This is a genomic window from Candidatus Paceibacterota bacterium, assembly GCA_035546035.1.
In the GTDB taxonomy this organism is placed as follows: domain Bacteria; phylum Patescibacteriota; class Minisyncoccia; order Phycocordibacterales; family UBA6065; genus UBA6065.
This window is the reverse complement of the sequence record DASZXC010000001.1, coordinates 75,737-97,320: the sequence shown is the minus strand read 5'-3', so window position 1 is coordinate 97,320 and position 21,584 is coordinate 75,737. Positions and strand designations below refer to the sequence as shown.

Annotated in this window: 16 protein-coding genes and 1 tRNA gene; 13 read left to right on the top strand and 4 right to left on the bottom strand. The window is 57.0% G+C overall.

The window, feature by feature from the left end:
* Positions 1 to 36 precede the first annotated feature (36 nt).
* A complete protein-coding gene (locus VHE10_00455; GenBank protein ID HVU06259.1) occupies positions 37 to 552 on the bottom strand; it encodes an FKBP-type peptidyl-prolyl cis-trans isomerase in 516 nt (171 codons plus the stop codon).
* Positions 553 to 619: 67 nt separating this feature from the next.
* Here VHE10_00455 and VHE10_00450 point away from each other — a divergent pair, with 67 nt between their 5' ends.
* From VHE10_00450 to uvrA, 10 genes are all read left to right on the top strand, one after another.
* Positions 620 to 1,327, top strand: a complete 708-nt coding sequence (locus VHE10_00450; GenBank protein ID HVU06258.1) for a TIGR00730 family Rossman fold protein — start codon at positions 620 to 622, stop codon at positions 1,325 to 1,327.
* 20 nt (positions 1,328 to 1,347) lie between these two features.
* On the top strand, positions 1,348 to 2,553 hold the full coding sequence (tgt, locus tag VHE10_00445; GenBank protein ID HVU06257.1) for a tRNA guanosine(34) transglycosylase Tgt: 1,206 nt from the start codon (positions 1,348 to 1,350) through the stop codon (positions 2,551 to 2,553).
* A gap of 34 nt (positions 2,554 to 2,587) precedes the next feature.
* A complete protein-coding gene (locus VHE10_00440; GenBank protein ID HVU06256.1) occupies positions 2,588 to 5,206 on the top strand; it encodes a glycosyl hydrolase family 28-related protein in 2,619 nt (872 codons plus the stop codon).
* Positions 5,207 to 5,327: 121 nt separating this feature from the next.
* A complete protein-coding gene (locus VHE10_00435) occupies positions 5,328 to 7,763 on the top strand; it encodes a peptidoglycan-binding protein (protein ID HVU06255.1) in 2,436 nt (811 codons plus the stop codon).
* 655 nt (positions 7,764 to 8,418) lie between these two features.
* Positions 8,419 to 8,916 (top strand): hypothetical protein, encoded by a 498-nt coding sequence (locus tag VHE10_00430; protein ID HVU06254.1) that lies wholly within the window; start codon positions 8,419 to 8,421, stop codon positions 8,914 to 8,916.
* A 148-nt stretch (positions 8,917 to 9,064) separates the two neighbouring features.
* Positions 9,065 to 11,083, top strand: a complete 2,019-nt coding sequence (gene uvrB, locus VHE10_00425; GenBank protein HVU06253.1) for an excinuclease ABC subunit UvrB — start codon at positions 9,065 to 9,067, stop codon at positions 11,081 to 11,083.
* A 22-nt stretch (positions 11,084 to 11,105) separates the two neighbouring features.
* Positions 11,106 to 11,495: a response regulator gene (locus VHE10_00420; GenBank protein HVU06252.1), complete on the top strand. Its 390-nt coding sequence runs from the start codon at positions 11,106 to 11,108 to the stop codon at positions 11,493 to 11,495.
* 130 nt (positions 11,496 to 11,625) lie between these two features.
* A complete protein-coding gene (locus VHE10_00415) occupies positions 11,626 to 13,689 on the top strand; it encodes a peptidoglycan-binding protein (GenBank protein ID HVU06251.1) in 2,064 nt (687 codons plus the stop codon).
* A gap of 139 nt (positions 13,690 to 13,828) precedes the next feature.
* Positions 13,829 to 14,824: a CAP domain-containing protein gene (locus tag VHE10_00410; protein HVU06250.1), complete on the top strand. Its 996-nt coding sequence runs from the start codon at positions 13,829 to 13,831 to the stop codon at positions 14,822 to 14,824.
* 86 nt (positions 14,825 to 14,910) lie between these two features.
* Positions 14,911 to 17,541: an excinuclease ABC subunit UvrA gene (uvrA, locus tag VHE10_00405; GenBank protein ID HVU06249.1), complete on the top strand. Its 2,631-nt coding sequence runs from the start codon at positions 14,911 to 14,913 to the stop codon at positions 17,539 to 17,541.
* A 64-nt stretch (positions 17,542 to 17,605) separates the two neighbouring features.
* Here the strand turns inward: uvrA and VHE10_00400 are convergent, their stop codons facing one another.
* Positions 17,606 to 17,965, bottom strand: coding sequence for a hypothetical protein (locus VHE10_00400; protein ID HVU06248.1), 360 nt, complete (start codon positions 17,963 to 17,965; stop codon positions 17,606 to 17,608).
* A gap of 90 nt (positions 17,966 to 18,055) precedes the next feature.
* On the opposite strand from VHE10_00400, the gene VHE10_00395 reads away from it, so the two are divergent.
* Positions 18,056 to 19,312 carry a hypothetical protein gene (locus VHE10_00395; protein ID HVU06247.1) on the top strand — a complete coding sequence of 419 codons (1,257 nt, stop codon included), beginning with the start codon at positions 18,056 to 18,058 and terminating at the stop codon, positions 19,310 to 19,312.
* Positions 19,313 to 19,330: 18 nt separating this feature from the next.
* Positions 19,331 to 20,311: a D-alanine--D-alanine ligase gene (locus VHE10_00390; protein HVU06246.1), complete on the top strand. Its 981-nt coding sequence runs from the start codon at positions 19,331 to 19,333 to the stop codon at positions 20,309 to 20,311.
* 54 nt (positions 20,312 to 20,365) lie between these two features.
* On the opposite strand, the gene VHE10_00385 is transcribed toward VHE10_00390, so the two are convergent.
* Positions 20,366 to 20,809, bottom strand: a complete 444-nt coding sequence (locus VHE10_00385; protein HVU06245.1) for a hypothetical protein — start codon at positions 20,807 to 20,809, stop codon at positions 20,366 to 20,368.
* A 53-nt stretch (positions 20,810 to 20,862) separates the two neighbouring features.
* Positions 20,863 to 20,935 (bottom strand) — tRNA-Ala (locus tag VHE10_00380).
* 55 nt (positions 20,936 to 20,990) lie between these two features.
* On the opposite strand from VHE10_00380, the gene VHE10_00375 reads away from it, so the two are divergent.
* Positions 20,991 to 21,569 carry a VTT domain-containing protein gene (locus VHE10_00375; protein ID HVU06244.1) on the top strand — a complete coding sequence of 193 codons (579 nt, stop codon included), beginning with the start codon at positions 20,991 to 20,993 and terminating at the stop codon, positions 21,567 to 21,569.
* The last annotated feature ends 15 nt before the right edge of the window (positions 21,570 to 21,584 follow it).

Below are 21,584 nucleotides of genomic sequence, written 5' to 3'. Positions count from 1 at the left end.
CCCCCCCCCCCCCCCCCCCCCCCCGGGGGGGGGGGATTACTTTACGTCGAGGAGCTGCACTTCGAAGATGAGCGTAGAGCCGGCGGGGATCGGGCCTATCGCGCGGTTTCCGTATGCCAATTCGGGAGCGATCACCAATCGGCGGACGCCGCCGACCTTCATGCCCTGGATGCCCATGTCCCAGCCCTGGATGACCTGCCCGGCGCCGAGAGTGAACGTGAACGGCTGGCCGCGATCTACCGAGCTGTCGAACTTGGTGCCGTTGGTAAGGGTGCCGACATAGTGGGCGGTGATCGTCTTGCCTGCGGTAGCGGTCGCGCCGGAGCCTACCTGCTCGTCATAGATCTCGAGGCCCTTCGTCGTCGAAATATTCTGCATGGTCGTTGCGTTAGCCGTCGCTGCAGCTTGGCTGGCGTATTGCGAGCCGTTCTGGTCTTGTAATGGAGCGACTCCGGAGAAAAGGCTCCAGATCTGCCCTCCGAAGAAGAGCGCGGTCGCGGCGACAAGCGCTACGCCGACTGCGATCCATTCTCGCTTTCCGAGTGTTGTCATGGGTGTTTTTAAACCAATAAACTATACGTGTACGAAGATAGTATAGTACAATGTACGCATAAATCCCATGCTTAATATCTGGAAGAAAAAGACCGCCGTCTCCGACAGCAGGCTGACTCATCAAGAATTGTCGTATAAAGATCTGAAGGAAGGCGCTCGCAAGCGCCTCGCGACTATAAACAGCGAATTCAAGCATACGTTCAGGTTCCTCAAATCGTATCCGCGCTCCGTATCGTTCTTCGGCTCGGCGCGATTCGAGGAAAAGCACCCGTGCTATGTCCGCGCCCGCGCTCTGGCCAACCGCATCGTAAAAGAGACCGGCTATGCGGTCGTAACCGGCGGCGGTCCCGGCATCATGGAGGCGGCGAACAGAGGTGCCTATGAAGCCGGCGGCAAATCGATCGGCATGAACATCATCCTTCCGCACGAGCAGAAGATGAACGAATTCCTCACTGCCAATATCCGATTCTATTATTTCTTCATACGGAAAGTCGCGCTCTCGTTCTCGGCCGAAGTCTATATCTTCTTTCCGGGAGGCTACGGCACGCTGGACGAATTTTTCGAGATCGTGACGCTCATTCAGACCCGCAAGATCCCGAAGGTCCCGGTCATCTGCATCGGCAAAGATTTCTGGGGCAAGATCGACGCCGTCTCGAGCGCCCTTCGCGACGAGTTCAAGACTATATCTCCGGGCGACGACAAGATATACACCGTCACCGACGAGGACGACGAAGTGCTCGCGCTCCTCAAGAAGTCTCCGTTGCGCAAGGAATAGCCATAGGGTAGGCTCTCAACGTGAAAAAGCCTATCGAATTCAAGATAGAGAAGAAGGGTCCCGGTATGGCGCGCGCAGGCGTCATTCAGACTGCCCATGGGCCGATCCGAACCCCCGCATTCATCGCCGTAGGGACGAAGGCCGCCGTGCGCGGCCTCACCGTCGAGATGCTCCGCGAAGCGGGCGTCGAGACCGTGCTCGCCAATACGTACCACCTGTATATGCAGCCAGGCGAGGCTCGCGTCCGCGCCATGGGCGGTCTTCAGAAGATGATGAACTGGAACGGCCCGACCATGACCGATTCCGGAGGTTTCCAGGTATTCTCTCTGGGCGCGGGATATGGCTCGAGCGTTTCAAAAATCCTGAAAGACGTCGCGAACGTGCCGCTCTTGAGAGAGCGCGACGAAGAAGCGGTCAAGCCGAAGCTCGTCGAGATAGACCATGACGGCGCGGCGTTCAAATCGCCGCTCGACGGGACGATCCATTACATAACGCCGGAGCGATCGATGGAGATACAGCATACGATCGGCGCCGACATCATATTCGCATTCGACGAATGCACGTCGCCTTCGGAGACCAAGCCGTATCAGCGCGAGGCGCTCGACCGCACCCATCGCTGGGCCAAAAGGAGCCTCGAATACCATCGTTCACAGCCTATCTCCGAGCGTCAGGCCCTCTTCGGCGTGGTACAGGGCGGCCGCTATGAAGATCTGCGCAAGGAGAGCGCTGCCGCTCTGGCCGCCATGGATTTCGACGGCTTCGGTATCGGCGGATCGTTCGATAAAGACGACCTCCATACGGCGGTTAAATGGGTGAACGAGATACTGCCTGAAGACAAGCCGCGTCACCTGCTCGGCATAGGCGAGCCCGAAGATCTCTTTCTCGGTGTAGAGAACGGCTGCGATACGTTCGACTGCGTCGCTCCGACGCGCCTCGGCCGCCACGGCACGGTCTATACGCCGACAGGGAAGATACATATCGGCAACGAGCGATTTCAAGACGATCAATCGCCGATCGATCCCGATTGCGGCTGCTATGCCTGCAAGAACTACACCCGCGCGTACATCGCCCATCTCCATAAGTCCCGCGAGATGCTCGGGCCGATGCTCTGTTCGGTGCACAACCTCTATTTCATCGTCGACCTCGTGAAAAGGATGCGCGAGGCGGTCATCGCCGGCACTTTCAGCGATTTCAAAGGCGTCTTCCTGTCGAAATATTGTGGATAAGTAGGCCTTGAGGCCTTGGGGTATAATTAAGAGCGTGAATTTTCGATCTGCTATTTTGCGGAGGGCGTTTAAGCTTTTTGCGGCAGCTTGCCTTGCCTTGATCCCTCACCTTGCTCTGGCGGCGACGAATATCTATTACTCCGTCGGTCAAAATACGAGCGACCACAAGACCGGCTCGCCGACGATGGATATATCGAGCGGCGTCGCGACCTTATCAGTGGCGCAGACCGCGGCGAACATGGGCGTGGGCGATCTCATTACGTATAACACCTCCTCGAAAGCCTATATCTCCGGAAAGGTGTCTTCGACCCAGTGGACTGTCATAACCACGACCGGCGGCGTCCCTTCGAACGTTACCGCCGCGACCGTCAATTCCATCGCTCACGCGTTCTCGTCTCTGTCGGCGGCCAATACCGGAGCGATCGATTCGAGCCATCTCAATACGAGCAATCTCGTCACGGGGGACTATATCCTCAATCTCGCCATGTACTATGACTCCGGTCCGGATGCCGGGACGGAATTCACGGGCATCACTACGGGAGTGAATAACTACGTTCGCCTCTATGCTCCGTGGAATACGGCCACCGAAGTGAACCAGTCGCAGAGGCATACGGGAAAGTGGTCTCCGACGAGGTTCTCCATACAAGATACCCGCGACGCCAACAACACGGGATTTGGCCTCGGTATGGCCGTAGGCCATATGCGCGTCGAGGGCCTCCAGGTCAAGGTAGCGAACAACTGCGCCTCTTTCGGTAACACTGATGCGATCGGTAGCTCGGGCGTCACGACGTCCGATGATTACCGGCTCTCGAACAATCTCCTTATCATCGATACGACCACCTATTCTCCCTGCAGGTCCTGGCAGCTCTATTTCGGCTATGTCGGCGACGGAGGCGGCACCAGGACCATCCGCATCTGGGACAACGTATTCATAGGCCAGAGAGGCGACGGCCAGGCCCAGTCGATCACCGTCAACCCAAGCTCTTGGGCCGCCGTCTATATCTATAACAACACGTTCTATGACAACGAAAGGGTGTTGCAGACGCCTACTAACGTGACTTTCTTCAAGAACAACATCCTCGCATCGAGCTCGATCCCGGACCTCGGCTCATGGAGCGATTCCGACTATAACGCGGCAAGCGGGCCGATATACGCCTTCGGCACTCCCGGCGCGAACGACAGGGAGAACAGGGCATTCTCGTTCGTCGCTTCGACCACCTGGGACCTTCACCTCACAGGATCCGATACCGGCGCTCGCAATTTCGGTGCCGATTTTTCGGGCGATTCGAATCTCCCGTTCTCCACCGACATCGATAACCAATCGAGGCCGTATAGCACGGCGTGGGATATCGGCGCCGACGAGTACGTGCTGACATCCGCTCCTACGGTCACGGTCCAGGCCGCTACGTCCATCAGCTCTGATACGGTGACGCTTAACGGAACCATAACGGCTGACGGTAATGCATCGTCGACGGTCTATGGATTCAACTACGGTACGACCGCTTCGTACGGAACGACCGCCTCTTCGAGCCCGGGCCTCTACGGAACGGGAGCTTTCTTCCTTGTCGTGACCAATCTGACGTGCAATACGACCTATCATTTCCAGGCATCGGCGACGAATGCCGCCGGGACGGGCGTTTCCGGCGATCAAAGCTTCACTACCTCGGCGTGTCCGACGACGCCTCTCCTCTCGATCTCTGCGCCTACGAGCGTCTCGACGTCTACGGCCACGTTCAACGGCTCGATCACGAGCATCGGCGCGTCTACTCCGACCGTCCGCGGCTTCAATTTCGGCACTACGACCTCCTACGGGCTCGCGACGTCTACGACGGGATCCTATTCTACCGGCGCATATTCGCAGACCGTCCGGGGCCTTTACTGCGGCACGTCCTATCACGTTAGGGCGTTCGCGACGAACTCAAACGGCACGGGCACTTCGAGCGACGCGACGTTCAGTACGTCCGCCTGCGAATGGCCGGCTCTTTCGTCTAATGCCGCGTCGAACGTGGGCCAGACGTCGGCGCTCCTTTCCGGCCAGATAACGGTCGTTGGCTCGTACGGGGCGTCTTCCCAAGTCGGCATCCAGTACGGTCTTACGACCTCGTACAGCTCTTCGACGAGCGCCACGTCTTCGTCGGCTGTCTATGACACCACCGTTCCGTTCGCCTTTAACGCGTACGACCTTACGTGCAATACGACCTATCATTTCAGGGTATTCGGATATAACGGGGCTACCGGATCGTCCACCGACCGCACCTTCGTCACGGGAGCGTGCTCGCCGAAGGAGCTGATACCGCCTGAAAGGAAGATCGACTGGACGACGAACGCCGGGCTTCTGTTCACGATCCCGACCCGCGCCGTGGGAAGGAATGCGGTCACGAATGACGGAGCGACGGGCAACGGGGTCACCGATGACCTGGCGGCTATACAAAGCTGTCTCGATAATGCGGCGGATAACACCTCTTGCTATCTTCCTGCAGGCACTTACCGTATCTCCGGCGGAATCGCTATGCCGAGCAATAAGAGCCTCATCGGCGCCGGAGCGAATTTCACGAAGATCATCGCTGACGCGAGCGTGACGACTCTTATCCTGGGCGGCGGAAGCTGGTCCCGCTCCATCCCGCTCCATCCCGGTCTATTCAGGAGCCTATAAAGGCAGTACCAGGATCTACGTCGATCCTGCGAACATCGACTTCCAGACCTTTTATCAGGTCGGCGACCAGATCATCCTTTCCCAAGATAACGGAGACACGGAAGAGAATACGGCCAACTACATGGGACGCACCATCGGACAGACGAACAAGATCACCGCTATCGGCAGCAACTATTTCGATCTCGAGACGCCCGTCCACTACGATTACAAGTACATGATGAATCCGGCGACTTGGAATTATTCTGCGCGCTATCAGAAGGCGGGCGTAGAGAGCCTCGCGCTCGACAGGAAGCAGAGCGGATCGGGGACCGGCTCGAACATATATTTCGATGGCTGTATCAATTGCTGGGTAAGGAACGTGAAGAGCCTCAACGTCTGGAATTGGCACGTCGACCTCGAAGGAAACTACGGCTCCGTCATCCGCGATTCATGGTTCGAGCAGACGTGGCAGCTGAACTGCGGCGGCAACGCATGCTACGGCGCCGCGATCTACGGCCGTACCTCCGACAGCCTGGTCGAGAACAACGTCTTCGTCCATCTCAGGCATTCCCTGATCACCGAATACGGCGGACAGGCGAACATATTCGGCTATAACTATTCCCGCCAGCCGATCAACGAGAACGGCCTTTCCACAGACTACCTGATGGGCGACATGACCACCCACGGAGGACAGCCGATGTTCAACCTTTGGGAAGGGAACATAGCCGGCATCATGCGCTTCGATCAGGTCCTCGGTTCGTCCCGCTTCAATACCGCTTTCAGGAACAATATCGAGGTCAAGGCCGTGCCCGCGACGATCGTCGGCATGTTCGCCGTGGACATCCAGCTCGGCAACCTCTACGAGAACATTCTGGGCAACATCTTCGGAAGCTCCGGCATCATGGGGACCGCGACTCGCCTCGGCTGCGAACAGGATACATGCTCCGGCACCGCGAGCTACAACGCATCGATCTCGCTCCCTGACGCCCGAGTGGCGGCGACGACCTTGCTTCACGGCAACTATGACTGGAACGCCTCGTCCACGTCGTGGGATGCGGGAAACTCGAATCACACGCTTCCGAACTCGTTCTACCGATCGAGCCAGCCGTCATGGTGGGACACGTCTCCGTGGCCGGGCATAGGCCCGGATCTCGGGGCGGTGACGCTCTTCGGGTCGAACGGGCTCAACGGCTCGAACCCTAATCCGGCTTATACCCGATACATCGCTTCTACGACGCCGCCGGTCATATCTTCGATCGCGTCGAGCACGACCGCGACTACCGCGACGATAACTTGGACGACCGACAAGGTCGCGAGCTCGACCGTGCGCTACGGAGCTAGCTCATCGTACGGCTCGGCTTCGTCCTCGTCGGCATACGTCACGTCTCATTCCGTAACGCTCACGGGGCTTACTGCGAATACCGCCTATCATTTCCGCGTCGAATCGGGAGACCCTGACAACAACTATGCGACGTCTTCGGACAAGACCTTCACGACTTCGAGCGGCGGCCCTTCCGCCCCGACGGTCACTGCCCAGGCTGCCTCTTCTCTGACGAACGCGTCCGCTACCCTTAACGGCACCATCACCGCTACGGGAGGCGACAACCCTTCCGTCCGCGGCTTCGCATACGGCACGGCCTCAAATCTCTCGACGGTCATATCGACCTCGACCGAATCAGGCTCGTTCTCTACGGGCGCGTTCACGGGGTCAGCTTCCTCTCTGGCTTGCAATACCACGTATTACTTCCGTCCCTACGCCACGAACTCCGGCGGCACCGGATATGGATCGATCACTTCGTTCACGACGTCTGCTTGCGCCGCTCCGACGGTCGTCACTTCTTCCGCTTCCTCGATCGGCCAGACCTCTGCGAACCTTAACGGCTCCATCTCGGTTACGGGAGGCAATAACGCCACCCAGTCGGGCTTCACATACGGCACGTCATCGGCGCTTTTGACCGGGGTGTCTACGACTACTCTCGGCGCCCAAACGGGGGCAGCCTCTTTCTCTTCCTCGATATCGTCCCTTATCTGCGAGACCACCTATTACTTCCGGGCCTATGCGACGAACGTGACCGGCACCGGGTTCGGCTCCGTCGTATCGTTCACCGCGGCTTCCTGCGCCGCTCCGGCGAGCCCGTCCTCGGGATCCTCGTCGGGATCGAGGCCGTCGTCGCAGACGTCCGCGGCGCGCAGGGCCGCTAACCTCGCGTCGAGCGACGCAGCTCCGTCGAGCTTTGCCCGTCCCGTCCTCCTCCCGACGCTCTCGACCTTCATCGAAGCCCTTATCGCCGCCGGCGTCATACCGGCCGATAAGGCTCAAGAGGCAAGGGCGGCGATCAATGCCGCTCCCGCGTCATCGGTGCCGCCGGCGGGCCTTCAATATCATGACCAGGGCGAAGCAGTGAAGTCCCTTCAGGAAACCTTGGCGCAGAAGGGATACCTCGCTGCCGCCCCTAACGGAGTATTCGGCCCGGCGACGCTCGCGGCCCTGAAGCGATTCCAGGCCGCCCACGGAGTGCCTGCGACCGGCTATTACGGCCCGCTGACCCAGGCAGCGATGAACTCTACTGAGAATTAGGATCGCGTCAGCGTCAAGAGCTGAAAAATCGCTTTATTAGGAGCTCTCTCCGGAAATCCCCAGCTTTCCACCGATTATCCACCTGCTATCCACGAAAAATAGGGCAGAGGCGCCTTGCTTTTCTTTACAAATCTTCAGAGGGGGATAGAATTGACTGCAGAGAGCCTTCACCGGCTTTTAGGTCCCGCTTCCATTCGCAAACAACGAAAAGGAACAAACAATGAAAAAGCAAGAAATGAAGAGTGGAATGCAAAGGCTTCCTCTTGAGTTCGGACCCCGTCCGCCTCAATTTGGTCCTCGCCCTCCCGCGCCCCTCGCATAGGCCGCCAGCGGCCAGCCAGGGAACGGAATCGCAAACCGCGCCTCGACCGAAGGTAGGAGTTCGAGCTCACGCTCAAAGGCTTAGAACCCTTCGACTCTGATTCAGGTTGAGACTGCATCCTTTCATTTCTCATTGCTTCGACTAGAAAATTCAGGGTCACGCTTCGCCGCGTGACCCTTTTTTCCTGCATTGACTTATATGGTTATCGGTGCTATAATGTAAGTATAAGCTCTTTGAAGCGCCGTAAAAATCACATCTACATCGGCGCATCGTTCCGGACAATCCGCATCGAAGCGGATCATAGGAACGCGATCTAAATAGGAAAGGAAACATATGCACTCGACAGCGCACGTTCAAGCGTATCGTCCCGGGCTCGGCTCCCTCTTCAGGCGGCGTCCGCCGCAACCCGCGCAGCTTCCGCAGGCGTCGCGGCCCAATGCCAATATCCCGGTCGATCGGGCGTTCACGTATAGCGAGCTCGTCGCCCTCGGCAAATATTGGATGGTCGTGCCGTGGTTCGATTCGCTCTATTCCGGCATGCTCATGACATGGGGCAGGAAGCCGAAGCTCTTCAAGTTCGGGAAGTGCTCGCCGCAGGAAGCTGCCGCGCGCATCGCGGAACAAGGCTATCGCCCGGGCCTCGTCGGCGACCTCCTCTATTTCGGAAAAGACAGGCCTGTGAGCTGGATGTTCCGTCGGGTCGTCGCTCCCGGACATGAAGGGCAGAATCCGACGCCGGTCCTCGTCTCCTGCTATCCGGGGAAGCGGATGCTCGACGTCGCTCCGCGCTATCAGCTCTCCAACGCCTTTTTTCTGGGCGTTCGGGACTGATTCGCTCCCGGTCCGCATATATCTCAAGCCGCGCCAGTTTTGGCGCGGCTTTTTCTTTTTGCCGGCGGTATCTGGTCTTATGCGCCGCGGCGCGATATAGTCATAGCACTAGGCGCCCAGGACCGTTTCGTGCGCCGTATTGCTGTATATGTCCGTATTCAAGATCAATACCAAATTCAAGCCCGCGGGCGACCAGCCGAAGGCCATAGAAGGTCTCGTGAAGAGCATCAAGTCAGGCGCTCGCCACCAGACGCTTTTGGGCGTGACCGGATCGGGAAAGACGTTCACCGCGGCCAATGTCATAGCCCAGATAGGCAAGCCGACGCTCGTCATCGCCCATAATAAGACGCTCGCGGCGCAGCTGGCCCAGGAGTACCGCGAATTCTTTCCTGAAAACGCCGTTCACTATTTCGTCTCGTACTATGACTACTACCAGCCTGAGGCATACATGCCCGTGACCGACACCTATATCGAAAAGGAGGCGATGATCAACGAAGAGATCGAGCGCCTGCGCCACGCTTCGACCCAGGCGTTGCTGACGAGGAAGGACGTCATCATCGTCGCGTCGGTTTCCTGCATCTACGGCCTCGGCTCGCCGGAAAATTACGAGAAGGTCAACATGAGAGTCTCGAAGGGTATGAAAGCCGACCGCGCCGAGATGATCCGCCGCATGATCGGTATCCATTTCGAGCGCACCACTGCCGATCTAGAGCCCGGCATGTTCCGCGCCGTCGGAAATATGATCGAGGTCATGCCCGTAAACGAAAAGACCATATACCGCATCGGTTTCGACGGCGATAAGGTTTCGTCGATCGAACAGATCGACGCTATCAATCGCACTATACTGAAGCCTCTCGATGTCTTCTTCCTCTTTCCGGCAAAGCATTTCATCACGGACAAGGATCAGGTCGATCGCGCGTTCAAGACCATCAAAGCGGAGCTCGAGCAGAGGCTCGAAGAGCTCAAAAAAGAGGGGAAGAACCTCGAAGCCGAGCGCCTGAAACGTCGCACGAACTATGATCTGGCGCTTATCCGCGAGGTCGGCTACTGCAACGGGATCGAAAACTATTCTCGCCATTTCAGCGGCAAGGCTCCGGGCGAGCCGCCCGACACGCTCCTTTCGTATTTCCCGCACAAGGCCGACGGCACGCCGGACTTTCTCACTATCATAGACGAATCGCACGTCACCATCCCGCAGCTGGGCGGCATGTACGCCGGCGATCAGAGCCGCAAGAAGACGCTCGTCGAGCACGGCTTCCGTCTGCCCTCGGCGCGCGATAACAGGCCGCTCCAGTTCCAGGAATTCGAGGAGAGGGTGGGGCAGGCTATATACACATCGGCGACGCCGGGCGAATTCGAGCGCGAGAACAGCGACGCTATCGTCGAACAGGTCATCCGTCCGACGGGGCTTCTCGACCCGGTCGTCGACGTAAAGCCGGTCACGGAGAAAGGGCCGTACAAAGGCCAGATATTCGACTCTATAGCCGAAGCCGAGAAGACCATCGCCAAAGGCTTTCGCGTCATCTTGACGACCTTGACCAAGAAGATGGCCGAAGATCTCGTGGATTATCTGAAGGAGCGCAAGGTCAAAGCCGAATACCTCCATAGCGATATCAAGACGATCGACCGCATCAACATTCTCACCGACTTCCGCCGCGGCAGATTCGACGTGCTCGTCGGTGTCAACCTGCTCCGCGAAGGCCTCGACCTGCCTGAAGTGGCGCTGATAGCTATCTTGGATGCCGATAAGGAGGGTTTCCTCCGATCGGAAACGTCGCTCATCCAGATCATCGGCCGTGCCGCCCGTAATGTGGAGGGTCGCGTCATCGTGTATGCGGACGTCATGACCGGTTCGATCGAGCGCGCGGTCAAAGAGACCTCCCGCCGCCGCGATATCCAGGAGGCGTACAACAAAAAGCACGGCATAACGCCGAAGACCATCATAAAGGCCATTAGCGACATCACCGACCAGATGCAGAGCGAGCACGATAAGGCCGTCAAAGAGCAGATCAGGATAGACGAAGCCGAATTCGCCAAGAATCCGAAGGCCGTCATAAAGAAAAAAGAGGCTGAAATGAATGAAGCGGTAAAGATCCTCGATTTCGAGACTGCGGCGATACTGCGCGACGAGATCCAGGCTCTCTATGGCCGCATGAAATCCGCATAAGAGGGCGTGATATACTTAGTCCATGAATAACAGCCTTTCGGGGAAGAGCATCGTATGGATCGAGGACGATAAGTTCCTCGGCAAAATGGTCTCTGACCGCATAGGGAAGACCGGCGCCAGGCTCGCCATCGTCACCGACGGCCTCAAGGCATTCGAGACGGTAAGGGCTGAAATGCCGGATGTCGTGATCCTCGACCTCCTCATGTCGAATCTCGACGGCTTCGAGATATTGAAATTGCTCAAAGCGGACCCGGCGACCAAGCCGATCCCTGTCCTCGTGCTGTCCAATCTCGGCCAGCAGGAAGAGATCGCCCGGGCACGAGAGCTCGGCGCCGCGAGATTCGTCGTCAAGGCGACGATAGGCCTCGACGGCATCATTCCGGAGATAGAGAAGGTCATTTCGTCGCGATAGTAGGGTCAAGAAAAGCTGAAGAAAGACTAAAGTCGGTCCTATTTACAAAAAGCCTGAGCAAGAGTACGCTCATGCCTGTAACGCCAGAACCTTTTTATCATCTCGGTTGCTTTATAATCCATAATCTCTCATGAGAAAGTTTTTTAGTGCAGCGATGTTCGTCGCGGTTGCCTTTACCGGCTTCTCCGCAGTCGCTCATGCCGACGTGCCTGCTTCCAACGAATGCGTGAATGTCGGATCGACCGTCGTAGATACCACTTATCACATCGCTAACGACCCTGATTCGGGCCTCGCAGGTAATTGGGCTCTCGACAATTTTGATCGCCACATCCAGATCTGGCCGGAAGCTGATTATTTCTGCGCGAAGGCGACCGACATAGGCACCTTCACCACCACGGGCATCAGCCCGACGGGCGTTACGCTTTCGCAGCCTATTACGGGCACGATGGAAGGCGCGGTCGTTGTAAAGACCATGGTCGCTCCGAACGATTCAGTGGCTCCTATCGCTAATCCTGACTGCTCCATCGCAAATGAATGCGATGGCCTTACGGGCAAGTGGATCACGTATTATTTTAACAGCTCGGTCCCTAACTCTGGCTACAGCTGGGGCTGGACCTATGCTGCTCCTACGGGCGAAACATGGGTGAATGCCGATAGCGGTAACTCGGGAGATATTCATCCCGTGTACAACTCGACTGCTCATACCGGGCATGCGAACCTCCAGGCCGCGTTCGACGCGGCTACGGCAGGCGACACCGTCGAATTGGCTGGAAACATCACGACCAGCGCACAGGCGAATATCACCAAGGCGCTCACGCTCGATGGTAACGGCTTCACCTTGAGCCCTGCTTTCACCAAGACCGATAATAGCAACAACAGCGCGATCGGCATCCTGAATACGAGCGATGTCACTATCGGAAGCCTCGTCATCGACGGAACGGCGGGTATCAACCTCAACGGTATCCATGCGTACGTGTCGACCGATGTGAACCTGAATTCAGTCACGGTATCGAACAACGATCATGCAGCAGTGATTGTTAACGGTTCGACGGTGAATGTAAACAACATTACCACCGCGAACAACGGCTGGGGAGGTATCAACGTAGATCTGGGCAGCGGCGTTACATCGCCTGCGGTTCTTACGGTTACGGGTACTAGCGCTCACACTGAAGCTGGTCCTGCCATTTGGATTGATGATGTTACTAAGGATGTGACGGTAAATGCCTCTCAATACACCTCAAGCATGTCGGGCAATACGAGACTCTATGTATTGCCGGCACCAGTTACTTCGGGTGCGTCTGTTGCGATTACCTCGTCAAGCGTGACTCCTGTATCGGTAACGGTTCCTCAAGGCGTTACTGACGCTAAGCTCGACCTTAGCACCCTTGTCACCGCGTTTGCGGCTACTACCCCTGTAGCGATTACGGTGAATGCTGATTCTGTCGATGTAGAGATACCTTCTGGTACGGTCATCACCGGCGATTCTTCGTGGGATGGCAAGATAAAGCTTCCCGAAGTAGCAACGGTTTCTGTTGCTCCGTCAGTAGGAGCAGGTCAGACCGCATCGGTCGCCGTCGCTATTAAAGTTGGCTCTGATACGGCAACTCTTACATTCGATAAGGCTGTTAGGCTTGTTCTTACGGGTCAGGCAGGTAAACGAGCGGGTTTCATTCCTGCCGGGGGCTCTACTTTTACCGAGATCACCGAAACTTGCGTTGCTGACGATCAAACTACTGCCAATGCCCTTGCCGCAGGTTCTGAATGTAAAATCGACGTAGGCTCTGACCTTGTTGTCTGGACCAAGCACTTTACGACGTTCGCGACATATAGCATCACCAACGGTGCCACAGCCACTGCTAATTCCGGCATAGTATCAGCCCGCTCCGGCGGTCGTTCGTCCGGCGCAGGGTCTTCAATCTCGGTCGCTACGACTGCCTCGAGCGCTCCATCGATCGGACAGGTCCTCGGCGCCGCAACGATAAGGCTCTCGACCCCTGTCTCTCAAGGAATGAGAGGCGACGCGGTCGTGGCTCTCCAGGAGCGCTTGCGAGCGGCGGGTTTCTTTACCTTCCCGACGAGCACCGGCTATTTCGGTCCGATAACGCTTGCGGCGGTTAAGGCCTACCAGGCTTCAGTTGATCTTCCTGTTACCGGCTATGTCGGTTCTATGACCATCGGGGCGCTCAACCAGTAGCCTCTTGCGGCTTTCAGCCTGTCTTCAGGACGAATTAAGCGCTTCTTAAGCGCTTTTTTTGTACCCTGGTCACATGATCTTTGACTTTTCCATTGACCGAAGCCTCCATACAGAGTACGATATTGACATCGTACCGATTATGTTTTCTTGGCTAAAAAACCATCTTGTCCCGCACCGCGGCAACGGCCATCGCCCGCATCTTTTGCATGGCGAAGCCGCCCGTTACGTCGTCCTTTTCCTCCTCTTGGGCGAAGCGCTCGCGTTCTTCGGCATGACTTCGAACTTCATGGGCGGATACCAGGGCACGGCCGCGGTCCTTCCGGCGGTTCTTGGCGATCTCACGAATGCAGAGCGGGCCAAGGAATCTCTCGGCGCTCTGGCCGATAATCCGGTCCTCGACAGGTCTGCCCAGCTCAAGGCCGAAGATATGGCCGCTAAGGGATATTTCGCTCATGTCAGTCCCGAAGGGAAGACTCCGTGGTACTGGCTCGATCAGGTCGGCTATGACTATGAATATGCGGGCGAGAACCTCGCTATCAATTTTTCCGATTCCGAAGACGTGACCAGGGCGTGGATGGATTCGCCGACGCACCGCGCAAACATAGAGAAGGCCCAATATACCGAGGTCGGCACGGGAGTCGCCGAGGGCATATACGAAGGCGTTCCGACCGTATTCGTCGCCCAGGTCTATGCGCGCCCGGCGCATCATGAGGCTCCTGTATCTGACGCTGTTGTTCCGGTGCCGGCCGAGGCGTCTGCACAGCCTCAAGAGGTCTCTTCTGATTCCGCGGCTTCCGCCGGCGATGATAACGTCCTCGGCGCGTCCGTATCATCCGTCCCTGCGCCTGTCGCAAAGCCCACGTTCTTCCAGAAGGCAGCCGCCTCGCCGAGGCATGCAGCGAACGCTCTGTTCCTCGCCGTCGGCATCCTGGTCGCCCTGGTCATGATCGCGACTGTCGCCGTCCAGGCATTCCGAGGCAAGCTCGATCACTATGATCTCCTCACGAACGGCATCCTCGTCCTTGCGATGATCGGTGCTCTCGCTCTGGCTAACTATTACCTCTCGATCCGCGCGTATCCGTTGGAGACCTCTTTTGCCGGATTCGATTCGGATCATAACGCTCTGGAGAAATAGCGGCTCTCCCGGATATATGCTAGACTGCGTGCAATAACCCCAGGCTCCATCCTGGGGCACGGCCTCGTATAGGCTCCATCGGTTATATGAACAGGAAAACAAATCAAGCCACGCATGCCGCCAAGACCGATTTCAATCCCGGCGCGGAGAAGCTGGTCGTCAAAGGCGCGCGAACGCATAACCTGAAGAACATCACGGTAGAGATGCCGCGCAATAAGATGGTGGTGTTCACGGGCCTCTCCGGGTCGGGCAAATCGTCGCTCGCATTCGACACGATCTTCGCCGAAGGCCAGCGCCGCTATGTCGAATCGCTGTCGTCATATGCGCGCCAGTTCCTTCGCCAGATGCAGAAGCCTGACGTGGACGAGATCGCGGGCCTTTCTCCGGCCATATCGATCGACCAGAAGTCGCGCTCGAACAATCCGCGCTCGACCGTCGCGACCATTACCGAAATCTACGACTATCTCCGCGTACTTTTTGCCCGCGTCGGCCATCCTCACTGCCTCATTTGTAACCGCGAGATCAAACGCCTTTCGAATGAAGAGATTTTAGAGACGATCATAGAGAGCGTTACGCATGCGAAAGCCGAAAAGGCAGGTGAGAAAGGCGTCAAAGTTATGGGCGTCTCCGTAGACAAGGACAAAGTCCGCATTTTCGCGCCCGTCGTCGTCGGCCGAAAGGGCGAGTACTACCAGATGCTCTACGACTATCTGGGCAAAGGCTACGAGATGGCGAAGATCGACGGCCACCTGAAGCGCCTCCGCGAGCGCGTCGAGCTCGAAAAGAACAAGAAGCACGATATAGACATTCTTATCGACGAATTCTATGTAAGCGAATTCAAGTCGGATCCGAAGGCCGTGCGCGAACGCCTCTCGGAAGCCGTCGAGCGCGCCATCCACGAGTCGGGCGGCTTGCTCAAAATAGACGAACCGAAGGGCGAGCGATTGATGTCGGTCAAATTCATGTGCCCGTATGACGGATACGCGTATCCGGAGATCGAGCCGCGCCTGTTCTCGTTCAACTCGCCGTATGGCGCATGCCCGACCTGCAACGGCCTCGGCACCAAATACATATTCGGCGACGACCCGTGCGAGACCTGCAAGGGCGCGCGCCTCCGCGAAGAGGCTCTTCACGTACTCATCGGCGGCAAATCGATCGTCGACGTGACGAGGATGTCCATAAACGACGCATTCGAATATTTTTCCGACATAGAGCTTTCGGAGAAAGAGAAGAACATAGCCAAAGTCGTCCTGCGCGAGATCGAGAGCCGCATCAAATTCATGCTCGACGTCGGTATCGAATACCTGACGCTCGACCGCCGCGCGCATACCCTGTCGGGCGGGGAAGCGCAGCGCATCAGGCTCGCATCCCAGCTCGGCTCCGGTCTCGTTGGCGCGTTGTACGTGCTCGACGAACCGACGATCGGCCTTCATCAGCGCGATAACGACCGCTTGATCAAGACGCTTTTGAATCTGCGCGATCTAGGCAACACGATCCTCGTCGTCGAGCACGATGAAGACACCATCTTCGCTTCTGATTACATCGTAGACATCGGTCCGGGCGCAGGCGTTCACGGCGGAAATGTCGTCGTCGCAGGCTATCTCGAGCCGCTCCTCACGGCCAAAGAGAACAAGTCGAACTCTCTCACGCTCGCGTACCTTCGCGGCGAAATGCAGGTGGATCTGCCCGATGCGCGCCGGAACATAGACAAAGGCAAGATATCCATCAAGGGCGGCAACATATTCAATATCAAGAATCTCAATGCCGATATTCCGTTGGGCAAGCTCGTCGCCATCACGGGTGTATCCGGCTCAGGCAAGTCTTCGTTCCTGTACGAGATCATCCACAAGAACCTCGAAGCGCGCCTCGAAAAGCGGAAACGCACGAACGAAGTCTTCAATTGCGCGTCGTTCACGGGCACCGAATACGTTTCGCGCACTATTTTGATCGATCAGTCGCCGATCGGTCGCACGCCGCGTTCGAACCCGGCGACATACACGGGCGCGTGGACCTTTATCCGCGATCTCTTCGCCGAGACCGCCGAAGCCCGGGCGCGCGGCTGGAAATCCAACCGATTCTCGTTCAACGTAAAGGGCGGCCGCTGCGAAGCTTGCCAGGGTAACGGGGAGATAGCCGTGGAAATGCATTTCCTTCCGACGGTGTACGTGCCGTGCGAGGTCTGCCAGGGCAAGCGATTCCAGAAAGAGACCCTCGAAGTCGAATACAAGGGCAAGAACGTCTATGACATCCTCCAGATGACGATAGAAGAGGGCCTTAAATTCTTCGAAGACATCCCTGCAATTTACGACAGGCTTCGCACGCTCTCTGACGTAGGCCTCGGATACCTCGAGTTGGGCCAGTCGGCGACGACGCTTTCCGGCGGCGAAGCGCAGCGCGTCAAAATCTCTGCCGAGCTCTACAGGCCGGACACGCACCGCACGGTATACCTTCTCGACGAGCCGACGGTCGGCCTTCACTACGAAGACGTGCGCAAGCTGATCGAAATACTCCAGAAGCTCGTGGATCACGGCAATACCGTCATTGTGATCGAGCATAACCTCGATCTCATCAAATGCGCCGACTATATCGTGGACATGGGTCCCGAAGGCGGGCAGGGCGGCGGCCATGTCGTCGCAAAAGGCACGCCCGAAGACGTCGCGGCGAACGAGAAGAGCCACACGGGCAGGTATCTCAAGAAGATCCTGAAGAAGAAATAAGGGCGAGCCCGCCAAATGAAAGCCCCGACCGAAGTCAGGGCTGGGTAAGCTATGTTTTCGAGGCTTAGGCGCCTGCGGCGCAGGTCATCACCGCGATCGGCCGGAACCCGGCATGGTCGCGGGCCCGGTTAAAGCCGTGCCGGCTCACGATGTGCTGGGGAACGTGCCTTCGCCCCTCGCCATGGCGATGGCACACCTTGCTTTTCCGGTGCTCTTCGAGCGGGAAAAGGGTGCGGCCCTTCATGTCGGTGATGCGGTCATAGCCGGCATCGCCGAAATTGTCGGGGTCGGCGAGGGCATGTTCGCCGCGGAGACGGAGCTGACGCTTCACCTCTGCGAGGAAAGGCGCTTGCCGAGAGCTGTCCGGCAGGCGGATTTCGGTCGGTTTCTTGCTTCCGGTACGATACACTTTACAGCGAATCATAATGGGATATGTGTTTTGTGCTGACGATCCGGGGCGGATCGGTCTTCCTTTTTACTTTACTCCGTCCGCGCTATAGGTCAATATAGGCCTGTGATTATCGAAGATTTCGAGAAACTGGAGCTTCCGGACGTTCCGGGCGTCTATTTTTGGAAAAAGGGGAGCGTGATCCTCTATATAGGCAAAGCTACGTCTTTGCGGGATCGCGTGCGCTCGTACTTTTCATCCGACCTCATCTCGACGCGAGGCCCGCGCATGGTGGACATGGTGTTCAAGTCCGATTCGATCGAATGGCAGGAGACCGATTCGGTGCTCGAGGCCATGATCGCCGAAGCGAACCTCATCAAAAAGCACTGGCCGGACTATAACGTCAAAGAGAAGGACGATAAGAGCTGGAATTATGTCGTCGTCACCCGCGAGACGCTGCCGCGCATCATGACCATCCGCGGCAGGACGCTCGAAGTCGAGAAGCAGAAGAAGCTGCTCAAGGTGCGGAAGTCGTTCGGACCTTTCACGTCCGGCTCGGCGCTTCGCGAAGCGCTGAAGATCATACGGCGCATGTTTCCATTCATTGATGGGAATTCTTCGTCGAAATATACCGCTCATTTCTATCGTCAGATCGGTCTGAATCCCGAAACCGCCACGGCCGATCAGGTCGCGGAGTATAAGAAGAATATCGACCATATCATTCTCTTCTTCGAAGGTAAGAAAAAGAAACTCTGCCGCATGCTCGAGAGGGAGATGGATATGTATGCCAAGAATCTGGAATTCGAAAAGGCCGACGAAGCCAAGCGAAGGCTGTTCGCCCTCGATCACATACAGGACATCGCCCTGATAAAAGAGGATATTTCGCTGATAGAGAACGCTCCCGACGCGCAGATGTCCGCCGCGTCGTTCCGCATCGAGGCGTACGATGTCGCGCACATGTCAGGCAAGGAATCGGTCGGCGTCATGACGGTCGTCTCCGACAATGAGATCGCTAAAAACGAATATCGCAGGTTCAAATTGAATCCGGAGACGGGAAATAACGATACGAAAAATCTCCGCGAAATCATCGAGCGACGCCTAAAGCATCCTGAATGGCGCATGCCGGACCTCGTGGTTATAGACGGCGGGCAAGCGCAATTGAACCTGGCCGAAAAGACGCTCCGCGAGCGCGGCATCGTCGCGCCCGTCGTGTCCGTAGTCAAGGACGAGCGTCATAAACCGCGGGACATCATGGGAGACATTGCCCTTGTCAGAAAGCATAAAAAAGCCATACTGCTCGCTAACAGCGAAGCCCATCGATTCGCCATTGCATATCACCGAAAGCTCCGCCGCATGAGGAATCCCCGCCGCGGCAAGCTGTAATTTTGGTATACTTCCGGTATGCCATTCGCGCACAAGATCAGGGTCGCTGTCCTTCGCGGCGGCCCTTCGTCCGAATACGACGTCTCTCTCAGATCGGGCGATACGGTCCTGAAGCACCTGCCTGACAAATACGAGGGCCTTGATGTCTTTATATCCAAAGACGGCGTCTGGCACGTCCATGGGATCGAAAAGAGCCCTGCTGACGCGTTGAAAGGCGTAGACGTCGCATTCATCGCCCTTCATGGCCAATACGGCGAGGACGGAAAGATACAGCGCGTGCTGGAACATCTCGGCGTTCCGTTCACGGGATCGGCTTCGTTCCCGTCAGCGGTCGCCATGAACAAGCACCTTGCCAAAAGGGCTCTCGCCAATCTGCAAGGCAAGGTGAAATTCGCCGCCCATAAATTACTCTCGCGCGAAGAGGTCTATGAAAAAGGCCCGCACGCCATTTTCCGCGAGATCATCCTGCCTTCGGTCGTCAAACCGGCGTCCGCAGGCTCGTCCGTCGGCGTCTCTATCGTAAAAAGCTATTTCGATCTGGAAAGCGCCCTGGCGAAAGCGCTCGAGCATTCCGATTCCGTCATCATAGAGGAATTCATCCAGGGCAGGGAGGCGACCTGCGGCATCCTCGACGGATTCCGCGGCGAACGCCACTATGCGCTCTTGCCCGTCGAGATAGTCCCGCCGGAAAGATCGGCGTTCTTCGATTACGACGCCAAATACGGCGGCGCATCGCTCGAGATCTGTCCGGGCAATTTCGACGAAGCGACCAAGCGCTCCATCCAGGAGGCCGCCGCGGCCATCCATCGTGAGCTCGGCCTCCGCCACTATTCGCGATCCGATTTCATCGTGCATCCGAAACGAGGCGTCTATTTCCTTGAAGCCAATACCTTGCCGGGGCTCACGTCCGAATCTCTTTTGCCTAAATCCGTCAAAGCGATAGGGAGCGACCTGCCGCAATTCCTCGATCACGTCATAACCCTCGCGAGGGAACGATAGGGGCGGAAATAAAGATACCTCGCAGTCTACGCATAATAATAAAAGCAGTCTCTATTACGAGACTGCTTTGGCAGAGCGGTTGAGGCTGTCCAGAAATGCCCGCGCCCGGATAAAGCATATCCATTCCCGATAGCATTCATGTCTTTCGCTGCTCCGCTCCGAGGACAGGTAATCCCGCATCTCCAGGAAAAGGCCGGGATCCATTATGCCGGTCCTCCTGAAACATTCGAGGTTTTCAGAGAGCTCGGCTTGGAGATCGTCCGCCCATTCGGCCATGTCGGGGTCAGCTTCCTTTCGCAGGATAGCGAGGCTTTTGCCGAGGAGAAGCCTGTATTTCTCGGCGAGCTTCGCGTCGAAATAGGCGAGCCGGCTCTTGCGGTCCCGGCCGAACTTCTCCTGGTCGATGAAGCCGAATCCTATATACTGCTCGAAAAACCTTTTCTCCGTCCAGCTATTGAATAGGGCGCCGATTTTGAATATAAGATCAGATAGTTTCATTCTCGCCAAACTCTAGCTTTTAGAGGGCGGAAGTCAATACGGAAGAGATGCTGTGGACCCGAGGAGATTCGAACTCCTGACCTTCGCTTTGCAAAAGCGCTGCTCTACCAACTGAGCTACGGGCCCGTATTTACGGCACAGAGACCGAGACAATATAGCCTAAAAGCCTTAAACTATCAATATGCCGCTGGATATCTTGAGCCATCTTTCATACCTTGCTCTGTTCGTCATCATGGTCATCGAAGGCCCGATCGTGACGTCGGCGGCGGCGTTCGCGGCGACGTTCGGGTTCTTCAGCCTGCCGATGGTCTTCATGCTCTCCGTCCTCGGCGACCTCGCCGGCGACATTATCTATTATGCGATCGGCCGGGGCTCTCGAAAGACGCTCATAGACAGGCATGGCCATAAGTTCGGGCTGAATCAGGACAGCCTCGCCAGATTCGACCGCGCATTCCGCAAGCACGAGATCAAGTCGCTCGTCATCGCCAAGCTCGCTCCGGCTATCCCCGGGCCGGTCCTCATAGCCGCAGGGGCATTGCGCGTATCGTTCTGGACTCTGATATGGGTGTCGCTCGTTCTGGCAGTGCCGAAATACGCCTTGTTCATGATCCTTGGCTACTGGTTCGGCGACTTTTACGTGAAATTCTTCCATTATTACGATATCCTTGGCTGGATCCTGGTACCGGCATTCATCATCGGCTGCTACGTAATATATAAAAAGGCTTTGGCAGCGGTGCTCGAAGAAGCGGATGAGCCATAATCAGCCTTTTCAGAG

Excerpts from the sequence above, each read along its gene's own strand:
- VHE10_00455 (HVU06259.1), bottom strand. The coding sequence starts at position 552 with ATGACAACACTCGGAAAGCGAGAATGGATCGCAGTCGGCGTAGCGCTT.
- VHE10_00450 (HVU06258.1), top strand. The coding sequence starts at position 620 with ATGCTTAATATCTGGAAGAAAAAGACCGCCGTCTCCGACAGCAGGCTG.
- VHE10_00435 (HVU06255.1), top strand. The coding sequence starts at position 5,328 with ATGGGACGCACCATCGGACAGACGAACAAGATCACCGCTATCGGCAGC.
- VHE10_00430 (HVU06254.1), top strand. The coding sequence starts at position 8,419 with ATGCACTCGACAGCGCACGTTCAAGCGTATCGTCCCGGGCTCGGCTCC.
- uvrB (HVU06253.1), top strand. The coding sequence starts at position 9,065 with ATGTCCGTATTCAAGATCAATACCAAATTCAAGCCCGCGGGCGACCAG.
- VHE10_00420 (HVU06252.1), top strand. The coding sequence starts at position 11,106 with ATGAATAACAGCCTTTCGGGGAAGAGCATCGTATGGATCGAGGACGAT.
- VHE10_00415 (HVU06251.1), top strand. The coding sequence starts at position 11,626 with ATGAGAAAGTTTTTTAGTGCAGCGATGTTCGTCGCGGTTGCCTTTACC.
- VHE10_00410 (HVU06250.1), top strand. The coding sequence starts at position 13,829 with ATGTTTTCTTGGCTAAAAAACCATCTTGTCCCGCACCGCGGCAACGGC.
- uvrA (HVU06249.1), top strand. The coding sequence starts at position 14,911 with ATGAACAGGAAAACAAATCAAGCCACGCATGCCGCCAAGACCGATTTC.
- VHE10_00400 (HVU06248.1), bottom strand. The coding sequence starts at position 17,965 with ATGATTCGCTGTAAAGTGTATCGTACCGGAAGCAAGAAACCGACCGAA.
- VHE10_00390 (HVU06246.1), top strand. The coding sequence starts at position 19,331 with ATGCCATTCGCGCACAAGATCAGGGTCGCTGTCCTTCGCGGCGGCCCT.
- VHE10_00385 (HVU06245.1), bottom strand. The coding sequence starts at position 20,809 with ATGAAACTATCTGATCTTATATTCAAAATCGGCGCCCTATTCAATAGC.
- VHE10_00375 (HVU06244.1), top strand. The coding sequence starts at position 20,991 with ATGCCGCTGGATATCTTGAGCCATCTTTCATACCTTGCTCTGTTCGTC.